General features: G+C 67.7%; 13 protein-coding genes. 10 read left to right on the top strand and 3 right to left on the bottom strand.

Annotated elements, in window-relative coordinates; genetic code table 11:
* Positions 1-5 precede the first annotated feature (5 nt).
* Positions 6-920, top strand: a complete 915-nt coding sequence (locus BST12_RS15520) for a sulfotransferase domain-containing protein (protein ID WP_139801707.1) — start codon at positions 6-8, stop codon at positions 918-920.
* Complete coding sequence (locus BST12_RS15515; protein ID WP_083114011.1) at positions 914-1,894, top strand: sulfotransferase domain-containing protein; 981 nt, start codon at positions 914-916, stop codon at positions 1,892-1,894. Before BST12_RS15520 ends, BST12_RS15515 begins: the two co-directional genes overlap by 7 nt.
* A gap of 6 nt (positions 1,895-1,900) precedes the next feature.
* Here the strand turns inward: BST12_RS15515 and BST12_RS15510 are convergent, their stop codons facing one another.
* On the bottom strand, positions 1,901-2,554 hold the full coding sequence (locus BST12_RS15510) for a class I SAM-dependent methyltransferase (RefSeq protein ID WP_083114029.1): 654 nt from the start codon (positions 2,552-2,554) through the stop codon (positions 1,901-1,903).
* Positions 2,555-2,770: 216 nt separating this feature from the next.
* A complete protein-coding gene (locus BST12_RS32015) occupies positions 2,771-2,929 on the bottom strand; it encodes a hypothetical protein (protein WP_170062132.1) in 159 nt (52 codons plus the stop codon).
* 325 nt (positions 2,930-3,254) lie between these two features.
* Between BST12_RS32015 and pyrR the strand changes: the two genes are divergently transcribed.
* The 7 genes from pyrR to pyrF all read left to right on the top strand — a co-directional run bounded on the left by pyrR (position 3,255) and on the right by pyrF (position 11,926).
* Positions 3,255-3,815 (top strand): bifunctional pyr operon transcriptional regulator/uracil phosphoribosyltransferase PyrR, encoded by a 561-nt coding sequence (gene pyrR / locus BST12_RS15500; protein WP_083114009.1) that lies wholly within the window; start codon positions 3,255-3,257, stop codon positions 3,813-3,815.
* Positions 3,812-4,765: an aspartate carbamoyltransferase catalytic subunit gene (locus BST12_RS15495; protein WP_083114008.1), complete on the top strand. Its 954-nt coding sequence runs from the start codon at positions 3,812-3,814 to the stop codon at positions 4,763-4,765. The genes pyrR and BST12_RS15495 overlap by 4 nt, the downstream gene beginning before the upstream one ends.
* Entirely contained in the window at positions 4,762-6,054 is a 1,293-nt protein-coding gene (locus BST12_RS15490; protein WP_083114007.1) for a dihydroorotase, read from the top strand. Before BST12_RS15495 ends, BST12_RS15490 begins: the two co-directional genes overlap by 4 nt.
* A complete protein-coding gene (locus BST12_RS15485; protein ID WP_083114006.1) occupies positions 6,051-6,554 on the top strand; it encodes a PH-like domain-containing protein in 504 nt (167 codons plus the stop codon). Before BST12_RS15490 ends, BST12_RS15485 begins: the two co-directional genes overlap by 4 nt.
* Complete coding sequence (gene carA, locus BST12_RS15480; RefSeq protein WP_083114005.1) at positions 6,551-7,669, top strand: glutamine-hydrolyzing carbamoyl-phosphate synthase small subunit; 1,119 nt, start codon at positions 6,551-6,553, stop codon at positions 7,667-7,669. Before BST12_RS15485 ends, carA begins: the two co-directional genes overlap by 4 nt.
* A gap of 82 nt (positions 7,670-7,751) precedes the next feature.
* Positions 7,752-11,105 (top strand): carbamoyl-phosphate synthase large subunit, encoded by a 3,354-nt coding sequence (carB, locus tag BST12_RS15475; RefSeq protein WP_083114004.1) that lies wholly within the window; start codon positions 7,752-7,754, stop codon positions 11,103-11,105.
* Positions 11,102-11,926 carry an orotidine-5'-phosphate decarboxylase gene (gene pyrF / locus BST12_RS15470; protein WP_083114003.1) on the top strand — a complete coding sequence of 275 codons (825 nt, stop codon included), beginning with the start codon at positions 11,102-11,104 and terminating at the stop codon, positions 11,924-11,926. Before carB ends, pyrF begins: the two co-directional genes overlap by 4 nt.
* Here the strand turns inward: pyrF and BST12_RS15465 are convergent.
* Positions 11,914-12,324 (bottom strand): TOBE domain-containing protein, encoded by a 411-nt coding sequence (locus BST12_RS15465; protein WP_083114002.1) that lies wholly within the window; start codon positions 12,322-12,324, stop codon positions 11,914-11,916. The genes pyrF and BST12_RS15465 overlap by 13 nt on opposite strands.
* 436 nt (positions 12,325-12,760) lie before the next feature.
* Here BST12_RS15465 and mihF point away from each other — a divergent pair, with 436 nt between their 5' ends.
* Positions 12,761-13,078 (top strand): integration host factor, actinobacterial type, encoded by a 318-nt coding sequence (mihF, locus tag BST12_RS15460; protein ID WP_003407240.1) that lies wholly within the window; start codon positions 12,761-12,763, stop codon positions 13,076-13,078.
* Positions 13,079-13,080: the final 2 nt, after the last annotated feature.

The following is a 13,080-nucleotide window of genomic DNA, read 5'->3' as shown; positions in this document are numbered from 1 at the left end:
CCTGGATGAGCGACAACCTGCGTTGGGACGCTTTGCAATTGCGCGACGGCGACATCGTTATCTCCGCCCCGCCCAAATGCGGCACCACCTGGACGCAGCGGCTGGTGTCGCTGCTGGTATTCGACGGGCCGCAATTGCCGGGGCCGTTGCATCTGGTGTCGCCGTGGCTGGACCTGACGGCTCAGCCGGTCGAGCACGTCGTCGCCGCACTCGGTGCCCAGCGGCACCGACGGTTCATCAAAACCCACACGCCGCTGGACGGTCTGCCGCGCGACGACCGCGTCACTTACATCGGGGTGGGCCGCGATCCGCGCGACGCGGCGATGTCGATGCTGGCCGAGCACGACCGGATGCGCGCCCTGCGCGAGGCCGCCGGACCCGGGGGCGAACCATGGCCGCCCATTCGCCGCGACTTCGGCGGCGAGTTCGGTCCCCTCGAAGTGCTGCGCATCTGGATGGAGGGGCCGGTCACGCCCACCGAGGGGATCGCGTCGCTGGCCACCATCCTGCATCACTTCGACTCGTTCTGGTCCCGCCGCGAGCTGACCAACGTGGCCCTGTTCCACTATGCCGACTACCAGGCCGATCTCGCCGGCGAGCTGATGCGGCTGGCCGTGGTACTCGGCGTGGACCTTGGCCGCGATCGCGCCGCTGAGCTTGCCGAGCACGCCACGCTGGCGGCGATGCGCTCGCAGGCAGCCCAGCTCGCGCCGCGCGCCACACCCGGCCTGCACCCCAAAGACGCTCGGCGCGAAGACGATCCGTTCTTCCGGACGGGCGGGCGCGGACGGTGGCCGGAGATCTTCACCGAGGCCGAGCATCGGCGTTACCCCGAGCGTGCGGCCGAAATCGCCGGACAGCTCGGCGGGCCCGAGCTGCTCGGCTGGGCCCACGAGGGCCGCCGGGGGGCGCCATGGTGACCACCAGCGGGACCACCGGCCGAACGCTGTACCGCACCTGGATCAGCGACAATCTGCGCTGGGACGCGCTGGCGTTGCGCGAGGGCGACATCGTCATCTCCGCGCCGTCGAAGTGTGGCGTAACCCTGACCCAGCGGCTGATCTCGCTGCTCGTCTTCGACGGACCGCAGCTGCCGGGGCCGCTGTCGGCGGTGTCGCCGTGGCTCGACCGCACCGCGCGGCCCATCGAGGAGGTCGTCGCCACCCTCGACGCCCAGCGCCATCGTCGGTTCATCAAGACCCACACGCCGCTGGACGGCTTGGTCCTCGACGAGCGGGTCACCTACATCGGGGTGGGCCGCGATCCGCGCGACGCCGCGATGTCGGAATTGTTCCAGTGGGACAACATGAATGACACCAACCTCGATCGGCGGCTACGGGGTGGCCGGCTGGATGACCCCAGCCCGGTTCGCGCCTTTCAGGCATGGATGGAAGGGCCCATCATGCCGCCCGAGATTCCGGGCACGCCGCCGCCGTTCCTGGGGCCCCGCGGCGGGCCGGCGCACCCACCGCTCGCTCGGCACATGGGCTCACTGGCCAACATCTTGCACCACTTCCACACCATCTGGTCCCGTCGGCAGCTGCCCAACGTGGCGATGTTCCACTACACCGACTACCGGACGGATCTGGTGGCCGAAATCGTGCGTCTCGCACGGGTTCTCGGCTTACACGTCAGCCGCGGCCGCGCCGCCGAGCTGGCGCAGCACGCCACCCTCGACGCGATGCGGGCACGCGCCGCCGATCTGGCACCCGACTCCGCCGAAGGGGTCTGGCGCAGCAACGAGCGCTTCTTCCGGGCCGGCGGCAGCGGCGAATGGCGGGACTTCTTCGACGAGCGTGTCTACCGGCGCTACTACGACCGGATCAACCAGCTCGCCCCGCCGGACCTACTGGCGTGGGCGCACGAGGGCCGTCGCGGTCTGGACCCCGCCTAGTCGCGCCTAGTTGCGACGCTGCGCGCGCAGGTTCCAGAACGCCATCTCCACCTCGGTGCCGTCCACCTCGCGACGCACCGTGACGGGCTCGAGCGACGTGATGTCCCAGCCGGCGCCGCCGAACACTTCGCGCAGGGTCGGCTCGGATACCGACGGGCGCGGCCACTCCTCGTCGGGCGGGTTGGCATCGGAGAAGCAGCTGAGCAACAGGTTGGCACCCGGCTTGGTGGCGCGGTGTAGCGCGGCGGCGTAGCTGCGCTTGCCGTCGTCGTCGAGGCAATGAAACATGCCGCTGTCGATCACGGTGTCGAACGCCCCGGTGTAGCCGTCGAGCTTGGTGGAGTCGGCCACCGCGAACGTCACCTCGGCCCCGGCGTCCGCGGCGCGGCGTTCGGCGGTTTTCAGCGCGGTCGGGGAGATGTCGAGACCGGTCACCCGGTGTCCGTTCTTCGCCAGGTAGATCGCGTTGTCGCCCAGCCCGCAGCCGATGTCCAGCACGTCACCGCTGACCCAGCCGTTGGCTTGCCAGCTGACGACACTGTCCTTGGGCGCCTTGGTATCCCATGGCGGAGTGGCTACCGCGGGACGGCCTGCGCCCGGGCTTTCGCCGCGGTAGAGGGCGTCGAAGTCAATGCGCTGGGAGGAGCTGGGACCTGTCATTGCAGTCAGGGTAGTCCGGGCAGCGTCGAGAGTAGCCGCGAACATAAAGATCGCACCGACCACCAGTAGACCGCCGCCGAACCGGAAGTAAGGTACAGCTCAGCTGCGGCCATCACAGGAAGAATCGGAACGGCAACCCGCCGAACGGATTTGGTGCTGAGCGTGTTGATTACTTGTACTCGCAGCCCGACCCAAGAACTAGCCATGAGAGTCCCGCTATTGCTGATTCGTGCGGCGCTTGCTGAACCAGGCACGGTAGGCGCTGTAGCTCATCAAGACGGCGAGGCCGCCGGTACTGATTGCGCCCAGCATCGTGCCGTGGGGGTTGCACGCATTCACTACGAACAGCGCCGCGAATAGCGAAGCCATCACCATTAGCCATCATTCCAGTTGCGCGGTTCAATCTAGGCATTTGCTGGCCGCATCCAGGCCGTCAGCGACCGCCACCGTACCGGCAGCGACTTGACTGAGCGCGGCGGGGATTCCCGCGAGGGTGAGACTCTCGGGCTGCCAGCGCCAGAACGCACTGGATCTACAGCCCTCGCCTAAAAGGAGAAAGCCCCCCGGCGTAGCTCGGCGGTGAAGGCGGCTCAAGCTGGTACGCGACTGATACCCTCCTAGCGGGTAGGGCATGAGAATGTTCTACAAACCCCCTTTAACGATCCGTCCAGAGAGGCGGAGAAGGAGGTCAAGCTCTCGCATGGGTGCTGAGTCGCGAGAATTGATGTCAGCGGCCGACGTCGGTCGCACCGTTTCCCGCATGGCGCACCAGATCATCGAAAAGACCGCGCTGGACAATCCCGATTCGCCGCGCGTGGTGTTGCTGGGCATCCCGACTCGCGGCGTGATCCTGGCCAGCCGCCTGGCCACCAACATCGGCGAATACAGCGGAGTCGACGTGGGCCATGGCGCCCTGGACATCACCCTGTACCGCGACGACCTGATGATCAAGCCGCCGCGTCCGCTGGCCGAGACCACGATCCCGTCCGGGGGCATCGACGACGCGCTGGTAATCCTCGTCGACGACGTGCTCTACTCCGGCCGGTCGGTGCGCTCCGCCCTGGACGCGCTGCGCGACGTGGGCCGCCCGCGGGCGATCCAGCTGGCCGTGCTGGTCGACCGGGGCCATCGCGAATTGCCGGTGCGCGCCGACTATGTCGGCAAGAACGTGCCCACCTCCCGCAGCGAGAGCGTGCACGTGCAGCTGCTCGAGTCCGACGGCCGCGATGCCGTGATGATCGACCGCGGAGGTGCGTCGTGACCAGACACCTGCTGGCCGCCGGCGACCTGTCCCGCGACGACGCCACGGCGATCCTCGACGACGCCGACCGCTTCGCCGAGGCGCTCGTTGGTCGCGAGATCAAGAAGCTGCCCACGCTGCGCGGGCGCACCGTGATCACCATGTTCTACGAGAACTCCACGCGTACCCGGGTGTCGTTCGAGGTTGCCGGCAAGTGGATGAGCGCCGACGTGGTCAACGTCAGTGCCGCGGGTTCCTCGGTGGGCAAGGGGGAGTCGCTGCGCGACACCGCGCTGACGTTGCGGGCCGCGGGCGCCGACGCGTTGATCATCCGCCATCCCGCCTCCGGCGCCGCCCAGCTACTGGCCGACTGGACTGGCTCGTTTGCCGCAGACGACTCCGGCCCGTCGGTGATCAACGCCGGTGACGGCACCCACGAGCACCCGACGCAGGCGCTGCTGGATGCGCTGACCATCCGGCAGCGCCTCGGCGGCATCGAGGGCCGGCGGGTCGTCATCGTCGGCGACGTCTTGCACAGCCGGGTGGCCCGTTCCAACGTGATGCTGCTGCACACGCTGGGCGCCGAGGTGGTGTTGGTGGCACCGCCGACACTGCTGCCCGTCGGGGTGGACGGTTGGCCGGTGACGGTGTCCAACGACTTCGATGCCGAACTGCCCGCGGCCGACGCCGTGCTCATGCTGCGGGTCCAGGCCGAGCGGATGAACGGTGGCTTCTTCCCGTCCGTGCGCGAGTACTCGTCGCTATACGGGCTGTCGGCTCGGCGTCAGGCGTTGCTGCCCGGCCACGCCGTGGTGCTGCACCCCGGGCCGATGCTACGCGGCATGGAGATCTCCTCGTCGGTGGCCGACTCCTCGCAATCGGCTGTGCTGCAACAGGTTTCCAATGGCGTCCACGTGCGCATGGCGGTGCTGTTCCATGTACTGGTCGGTGCGGAAGAGGTGGCAGCGTGAGTGTGCTGATCCGCGGTGTGCGTTTGTACGGCGAAGGGGACCGGGTAGATGTCCTCGCCGATGATGGTCAGATCGCCGACATCAGGCCCGGGCTCGACATTCCCGATACGGCCGACGTCATCGACGCCACCGGTCACGTGCTGCTGCCCGGCTTCGTCGACCTGCACACTCATCTGCGCGAGCCCGGCCGCGAATACGCCGAAGACATCGAAACAGGTTCGGCCGCAGCGGCTTTGGGTGGCTACACCGCGGTGTTTGCGATGGCCAACACCAACCCGGTCGCCGACAGCCCGGTGGTCACCGACCACGTCTGGCACCGCGGCCAGCAGGTCGGCCTGGTCGACGTGCACCCGGTCGGCGCGGTCACCGTCGGCTTGGCGGGAGTCGAGCTGACCGAGATGGGCATGATGAACGCCGGTGCCGCCCAGGTGCGGATGTTCTCCGACGACGGCAGCTGCGTGCAGGATCCGCTGGTGATGCGCCGCGCGCTGGAATATGCCACCGGACTGGGCGTGCTGGTCGCCCAGCACGCCGAGGAGCCCAGGCTCACCGTCGGCGCGGTCGCGCACGAGGGTCCGACGGCGGCACGGCTGGGCCTTTCGGGATGGCCCAGGGCCGCCGAGGAATCCATCGTCGCCCGCGACGCCTTGTTGGCGCGCGATGCCGGCGCCCGCGTGCACATCTGCCACGCCTCCACCGCCGGTACCGTTGAGATTCTGAAATGGGCTAAGGCGCAAGGCATTTCGATCACCGCCGAGGTCACGCCGCATCACCTGCTGCTCGACGACAGCAGACTGGCCAGTTACAACGGGGTCAATCGGGTGAACCCGCCGCTGCGCGAAGCCGCCGACGCGACGGCGTTGCGGCAGGCGCTCGCCGACGGGGGGATCGACTGTGTGGCCACCGACCATGCCCCGCACGCCGAGCACGAGAAGTGCGTCGAGTTCGCCGCGGCCCGGCCCGGCATGCTGGGATTGCAGACGGCGTTGTCGGTGGTGGTGCAAACGATGGTCGAGCCCGGCTTGTTGAGTTGGCGTGATGTGGCGCGGGTGATGAGTGAGAACCCGGCGCGCATCGTCGGCCTGCCCGACCAGGGCCGTCCGCTGGAAGTGGGGGAGCCGGCCAACCTCACGGTGGTGGACCCCGACGCGACGTGGACGGTCAGCGGAACCGAGCTGGCCAGCAGGTCAGCCAATACGCCATTCGAGTCGATGACGCTGCCGGCGACGGTGACCGCCACTCTGCTGCGCGGAAAGATCACTGCTCGGGACGGGAAGAGCCCGGTATGAAATCCGGCACGCTGTTGGGATCGCTGATCTTCGCGGCGGTGCTGGTAGTGGTGATCGCGGTGGTAATCCAGTTGATGACGCGGGGCTGGCGGCGCAAGGCGCAGCGGCAGCACGAGGTCATCGGCACCCTGCCCGATGTGCCCGAAACCCTGGGCTCGGCCAGTGTGACCACTCGCGGAATCTATTGCGGCTGCACGTTGGCGCCGGAGTGGAACGAGCGGGTCACCGCGGGGGATCTCGGCTACCGCAGCAAGGCGGTGCTGACCAGTTATCCCGAGGGGATCATGTTGCAGCGCGTCCGGGCCCGCCCGATTTGGATTCCGCGGGAATCGATTTCGGCGATCCGCATGGAGCGCGGCATCGCAGGCAAGGTGGTGGCCCGGCACGGGATCTTGGCGATCCGCTGGCGGTTGCCGTCGGACATCGAGATCGACACCGGGTTTCGGGCCAACAGCCGCGACGACTACACGGACTGGTTGCAGGAGGAGCGCCGCTCATGAGTAAAGCTCTGCTGGTACTTGAGGACGGCCGCGTCTTCACCGGAAAGCCGTTCGGCCAGATCGGCCAGACGCTCGGGGAAGCCGTGTTCTCCACCGGCATGTCCGGCTACCAGGAGACACTGACCGACCCCAGCTATCACCGTCAGATTGTGGTGGCCACGGCGCCGCAGATCGGCAACACCGGCTGGAACGACGAGGACGCCGAGAGCCGCAGCGACAAGATCTGGGTGGCGGGCTATGCGGTGCGCGACCCGTCGCCGCGCGCCTCCAACTGGCGGGCCACCGGCACGCTGGAGGACGAGCTGGTGCGCCAGCACATCGTCGGGATCGCCGGCATCGACACCCGGGCCGTGGTGCGCCATCTGCGCAGTCGCGGCTCGATGAAAGCGGGGGTATTCTCCGGCGCTGCGCTGGCGGAGCCGGACGAGCTCGTCGAGCGGGTATGCGCCCAGCAGCCGATGCTGGGTGCTGACCTCGCCGGCGAGGTCAGCACCGACGACGTCTACATCGTCGAACCCGAAGGCCCGCACAGGTTTGTCGTTGCCGCCCTGGACCTCGGCATCAAAACCAACACCCCACGCAACTTCGCCCAGCGCGGCATGCGCACCCACATCCTGCCCGCGTCGGCTACTTTCGACCAGATCGCCGACCTCAAACCCGATGGGGTTTTCCTGTCCAATGGTCCGGGCGACCCGGCCACGGCCGACCATGTCGTCGCGCTCACCCGTGAGGTGCTGAACGCCGGAATCCCGTTGTTCGGAATCTGTTTCGGCAATCAGATACTGGGCCGGGCATTGGGCTTGTCGACGTACAAGATGGTGTTCGGTCACCGCGGGATCAACATCCCGGTCATCGACCACGCCACCGGCCGGGTCGCGGTGACCGCGCAGAACCACGGCTTCGCGCTGGAGGGGGAGGCGGGCCAGTCCTTCGACACCCCGTTCGGCCCGGCCGTGGTCAGCCACACCTGCGCCAACGACGGGGTGGTCGAGGGCGTGAAACTCAAAGACGGGCGGGCGTTTTCGGTGCAGTATCACCCGGAGGCCGCGGCCGGCCCACACGATGCCAACTATCTGTTCGACCAATTCGTCGAGCTGATGGCAGGTCACCAATGACCGCGACCGTGCGTGTCTGTACAGCCACACGCCGTAAAACCTGTACAACTGCGCACGCTCGCGCCCGGAAAGGAGGCCGTTAGTGCCAAGGCGTACTGACCTCAACCATGTGCTGGTGATCGGCTCGGGGCCCATCGTCATCGGCCAGGCCTGCGAATTCGACTACTCCGGCACCCAGGCCTGCCGGGTGCTGCGCGCCGAGGGGCTACAGGTCAGCCTGGTCAACTCGAATCCGGCGACGATCATGACCGACCCGGAGTACGCCGACCACACCTACGTCGAGCCCATCACGCCGGCCTTCGTCGAGCGGGTGATCGCCCAGCAGGCAGAGCGCGGCAACAAGATCGACGCCCTGCTGGCCACCTTGGGCGGTCAGACCGCACTCAACACCGCCGTCGCGCTGTACGAGAACGGCACCCTGGAGAAATACGGCGTGGAGCTCATCGGCGCCGATTTCGAGGCCATCCAGCGTGGTGAGGACCGGCAGCGGTTCAAAGACATCGTCGCCAAGGTCGGCGGCGAATCCGCCCGCAGCCGTGTGTGTTTCACCATGGACGAGGTTCGCGAGACGGTGAAGGAAGTCGGCCTGCCGGTGGTGGTGCGACCGAGCTTCACCATGGGCGGCCTCGGTTCGGGCATGGCGCAGTCCGCCGAAGAGGTGGACCGCATGGCCGGCGCCGGGCTGGCGGCCAGCCCCAGCGCCAACGTGCTGATCGAGGAATCGATCTACGGCTGGAAGGAATTCGAGCTCGAGCTGATGCGCGACGGCAACGACAACGTCGTGGTGGTGTGCTCGATCGAGAATTTCGACCCGATGGGCGTGCACACCGGCGACTCGGTCACCGTGGCACCGGCTATGACGCTGACCGACCGGGAATACCAGCGGATGCGGGACCTGGGCATCGCGATCCTACGCGAGGTCGGGGTGGATACCGGCGGCTGCAACATCCAGTTCGCCGTCAACCCGAAAGACGGCCGGCTGATCGTCATCGAGATGAACCCGCGGGTGTCGCGGTCCAGCGCGCTGGCGTCCAAGGCCACCGGCTTCCCGATCGCCAAGATCGCCGCCAAGCTGGCCGTCGGGTACACCCTGGACGAAATCCTCAACGACATCACCAAGGAGACGCCGGCCTGTTTCGAGCCCACCCTGGACTACGTAGTGGTCAAGGCGCCACGGTTCGCGTTCGAGAAATTCCCCGGCGCCGACCCGACCCTGACCACCACGATGAAGTCCGTCGGCGAGGCAATGTCGTTGGGCCGCAACTTCATCGAATCCCTCGGCAAAGTGATGCGATCGCTGGAGACCACCCGCGCCGGGTTCTGGACGGCCGCCGATCCGGACGGCGGTGTCGAAGACACCCTCGCCCGGCTGCGGACCCCCACCGAAGGCCGGCTCTACGACATCGAGCTGGCGCTGCGGCAGGGCGCCCCGGTGGAACAGGTCGCCGAGGCCAGTGGTGTCGACCCCTGGTTCGTCGCGCAGATCAACGAGCTGATCGAGCTGCGCTCCGAACTCGTCGACGCGCCCGTGCTGGACGCGGACCTGCTGCGGCAGGCCAAGAACAGTGGCCTGTCCGACCGCCAGATCGCCGCGCTGCGACCGGAACTGGCCGGCGAAGCCGGTGTGCGCTCGCTGCGCGAGCGCCTCGGCATCCGCCCGGTGTACAAGACGGTGGACACCTGCGCGGCCGAATTCGAAGCAAAGACGCCGTATCACTACAGCAGCTACGAACTCGACCCGGCCGCCGAGACCGAGGTGGCTCCGCAGACCGAGAAGCCGAAGGTGTTGATCCTGGGCTCCGGACCCAACCGGATCGGTCAGGGCATCGAATTCGACTACAGCTGTGTGCATGCCGCAACCACCTTGTCGAAAGCCGGTTTTGAGACCGTAATGGTCAACTGCAACCCGGAGACGGTGTCCACCGACTACGACACCGCCGACCGGCTCTACTTCGAGCCGCTGACGTTCGAAGACGTCCTCGAGGTCTACCGGGCCGAAGCCGAGTCCGCGGCCGGTGGTCCCGGTGTCGTCGGGGTCATCGTGCAGCTGGGCGGCCAGACGCCGCTGGGCCTGGCGCAACGCCTGGCCGACGCCGGGGTTCCGATCGTCGGCACCCCGCCCGAGGCGATCGATCTGGCCGAGGATCGCGGCGCCTTCGGCGACCTGCTGAACAACGCCGGCCTGCCGGCCCCGAAGTACGGCACCGCAACCACTTTCGCGCAAGCGCGACGAATCGCCGACGAGATCGGCTATCCGGTTCTGGTGCGGCCGTCGTACGTTCTAGGCGGCCGGGGCATGGAAATCGTCTACGACGAGGAGACGCTGAAGGGCTACATCACCCGCGCCGCCCTGCTCTCGCCCGAGCATCCGGTACTCGTCGACCGTTTCCTCGAAGACGCGGTCGAAATCGACGTGGACGCGCTGTGCGACGGCGCCGAGGTCTACATCGGCGGGATCATGGAGCACATCGAGGAGGCCGGCATCCATTCCGGCGACTCGGCCTGCGCCCTGCCGCCGGTTACCTTGGGCCGCAGCGACATCGAGAAGGTGCGCAAGGCCACCGAGGCGATCGCGCACGGCATCGGCGTGGTGGGTCTGCTCAATGTGCAGTACGCGCTCAAGGACGACGTGCTCTACGTCTTGGAGGCCAACCCGCGCGCCAGTCGCACGGTGCCCTTCGTCTCCAAGGCAACGGCGATCCCGCTGGCTAAGGCATGTTCGCGGATCATGTTGGGCACCACCATTTCTCAGCTTCGTGCCGAAGGGATGCTGGCAGCGTCCGGAGATGGGGCGGACGCGGCGCCGCAGGCCCCGATCGCGGTCAAGGAAGCGGTGTTGCCCTTCCACCGGTTCCGCCGCGCCGACGGGGCTGCCATCGACTCGCTGCTCGGTCCGGAGATGAAATCGACCGGCGAAGTCATGGGCATCGACCGGGATTTCGGCAGTGCCTTCGCCAAGAGCCAGACCGCCGCATACGGGTCGCTGCCGGCGCGCGGCACCGTGTTCGTGTCGGTCGCCAACCGGGACAAGCGATCGCTGGTGTTCCCGGTTAAGCGGCTGGCAGATCTGGGCTTCCGGGTGCTGGCCACCGAAGGGACCGCAGAAATGCTGCGCCGCAACGGAATTCCGTGCGACGAGGTGCGCAAGCATTTCGAGTCCCCCCAGCAGGGCCGTCCGGCGATGTCCGCGGTGGACGCGATCCGCGCCGGCGAGGTCGACATGGTGATCAACACCCCGTACGGCAATTCCGGGCCGCGCGTCGACGGCTACGAGATCCGTTCGGCCGCGGTATTGGTCAACATTCCCTGCGTCACGACCGTGCAGGGCGCCTCGGCTGCCGTGCAGGGCATCGAGGCGGGAATCCGCGGCGACATCGGGGTGCGCTCGCTACAGGAACTGCACCGCGCCATCGATTCCCGGAGTGCGCAACGGTGAGCAGCTTCGGCGTGCGGCTGGCCGAGGCGAAGACATCTCGGGGGCCGCTGTGTCTGGGCATCGATCCGCATCCCGAACTGCTGCGGGCCTGGGACCTGCCGGCCACTGCCGACGGGTTGGCCGCTTTCTGCGATGTCTGCGTCGAGGCGTACGCCGGCTTCGCGGTGGTCAAACCGCAGGTGGCCTTTTTCGAGGCGTACGGAGCGGCCGGATTCGCGGTGCTGGAGCGCACTATCGCGGCCCTGCGTGACAACGGCGTGCTGGTGCTGGCCGACGCCAAGCGTGGCGACATCGGGTCGACGATGGCCGCCTATGCCAACGCCTGGGCGGGCGACTCGCCGCTGGCCGCCGACGCCGTGACCGCATCGCCGTATCTGGGGTTCGGTTCGCTGCGACCGCTGCTGGAACTGGCCGCAGCGCGCGATCGCGGGGTGTTCGTGCTGGCAGCGACCTCTAACCCGGAGGGAATGACCGTGCAGGGCGCCGACGCCGACGGCCGCACGGTGGCCCAGCTGATCGTCGACCACGTCGCGGCCATCAATGGGTCGGCACCGCAAGAGCCCGGTTCGGTCGGCGTGGTGGTGGGTGCGACGGTTTTCAAGTCGCCGGATCTGAGCGCCCTGAGCGGACCGGTTCTGGTGCCCGGGCTGGGCGTGCAGGGTGGACGGCCCGACCAGCTGGCCGGCCTGGGCGGGGCGCCAGCGGACCTGTTGTTGCCCGCGGTGTCGCGCGAAGTGTTGCGGGCCGGCCCGAGCGTGGCCGAACTGCGTGCGGCGAGCGAACGGATGCGCGACGCCGTTGCCTACCTTCAGTCGGCGTAGTCGCCGGCGGTTTCGACGATCACGGTGGTGGCCTTGACGACGGCCACGGCGACGCTGCCGGGCTGTAGTTTCAATTCCTCGGCCGCGTCGGTGCTCATCAGCGACACCACGGTGAAGGGGCCGCACTGCATCTCCACCTGGGTCATCACCTTGTCGCTGATCACCCGGGTGACCAACCCGACGAAGCGGTTGCGGGCCGAGCGGGCCACCCCCAGCGGATCCGGCGGGGGAGCCGGGGCGTTGTTGCGGGAGAACTCGGCCAGCAGTTCGCTGTCGATGACCTTGCGACCCGACGAGTCGTGGGTGACCGGCAACGCGCCTTGCTGGATCCATCGGCGAACGGTGTCGTCGCTGACCCCCAGCAGCTCAGCCGCCTGACGGATCCGCAGATTCGGCACGGGCTGGATCCTAGCTGCGTAACCGGCACGTGCGAAGCCGGGCGCGACACGCGCGACGTGCCAGGAAAATCGTGATCCGGTGCGCTGCGGGCCGCCGATGTCCGCCGCAAGCGGCCAGGGCCATTTCGGCGCCGCAGCCCGCCGATCGGACGACTAACCGAAAAACCGCAGCTAGAAAGCCATATCGGCGGCCCGAAGCTGGACATCACGGCTTTGGTTGGACGGCCCGTCGGGCCGGTGTCAGCGCTGCCTGGACGGCCGTGAACAGGTGGCTCGAGCCGGGCTCTCGGCGGGTCCATGCTGGACAAATGTCCCCCAAACCGGGGGGTCGGGTTAGATTTCGTCAGGAAGCGTGAGTACGGTCGTCTGCGCTGGCTGGAGTACCCGGCCGAAGACAAACAAATATCGATGGTTATCGATGAGATACGGAGGAATCGTGGCCCTTCCCCAGTTGACCGACGAGCAGCGCGCGGCCGCGTTGGAGAAGGCTGCTGCCGCACGTCGAGCACGAGCCGAGCTCAAGGACAGGCTCAAGCGTGGCGGCACCAACCTCACCCAGGTGCTCAAGGACGCCGAGAGCGACGAAGTTCTGGGCAAGATGAAGGTGTCTGCACTGCTCGAGGCATTGCCGAAGGTGGGCAAGGTCAAGGCGCAGGAAATCATGACCGAGCTGGAGATCGCACCGACCCGTCGCCTGCGCGGCCTCGGTGACCGGCAGCGCAAGGCCCTGCTGGAAAAGTTCGGCTCCGCCTAGTC

Source organism: Mycobacterium angelicum (genome assembly GCF_002086155.1).
Taxonomy (GTDB): domain Bacteria; phylum Actinomycetota; class Actinomycetes; order Mycobacteriales; family Mycobacteriaceae; genus Mycobacterium; species Mycobacterium angelicum.
The sequence above is the reverse complement of the archived record's forward strand: the minus strand, read 5'-3'. Positions and strand labels throughout refer to the sequence as shown.

What these genes read in the sequence shown, in the direction of transcription:
- BST12_RS15520 (WP_139801707.1), top strand. Translation starts at nt 6, where the DNA reads ATGAGCGACAACCTGCGTTGGGACGCTTTGCAATTGCGCGACGGCGAC.
- BST12_RS15515 (WP_083114011.1), top strand. Translation starts at nt 914, where the DNA reads ATGGTGACCACCAGCGGGACCACCGGCCGAACGCTGTACCGCACCTGG.
- BST12_RS15510 (WP_083114029.1), bottom strand. Translation starts at nt 2,554, where the DNA reads ATGACAGGTCCCAGCTCCTCCCAGCGCATTGACTTCGACGCCCTCTAC.
- BST12_RS32015 (WP_170062132.1), bottom strand. Translation starts at nt 2,929, where the DNA reads ATGGTGATGGCTTCGCTATTCGCGGCGCTGTTCGTAGTGAATGCGTGC.
- pyrR (WP_083114009.1), top strand. Translation starts at nt 3,255, where the DNA reads ATGGGTGCTGAGTCGCGAGAATTGATGTCAGCGGCCGACGTCGGTCGC.
- BST12_RS15485 (WP_083114006.1), top strand. Translation starts at nt 6,051, where the DNA reads ATGAAATCCGGCACGCTGTTGGGATCGCTGATCTTCGCGGCGGTGCTG.
- carA (WP_083114005.1), top strand. Translation starts at nt 6,551, where the DNA reads ATGAGTAAAGCTCTGCTGGTACTTGAGGACGGCCGCGTCTTCACCGGA.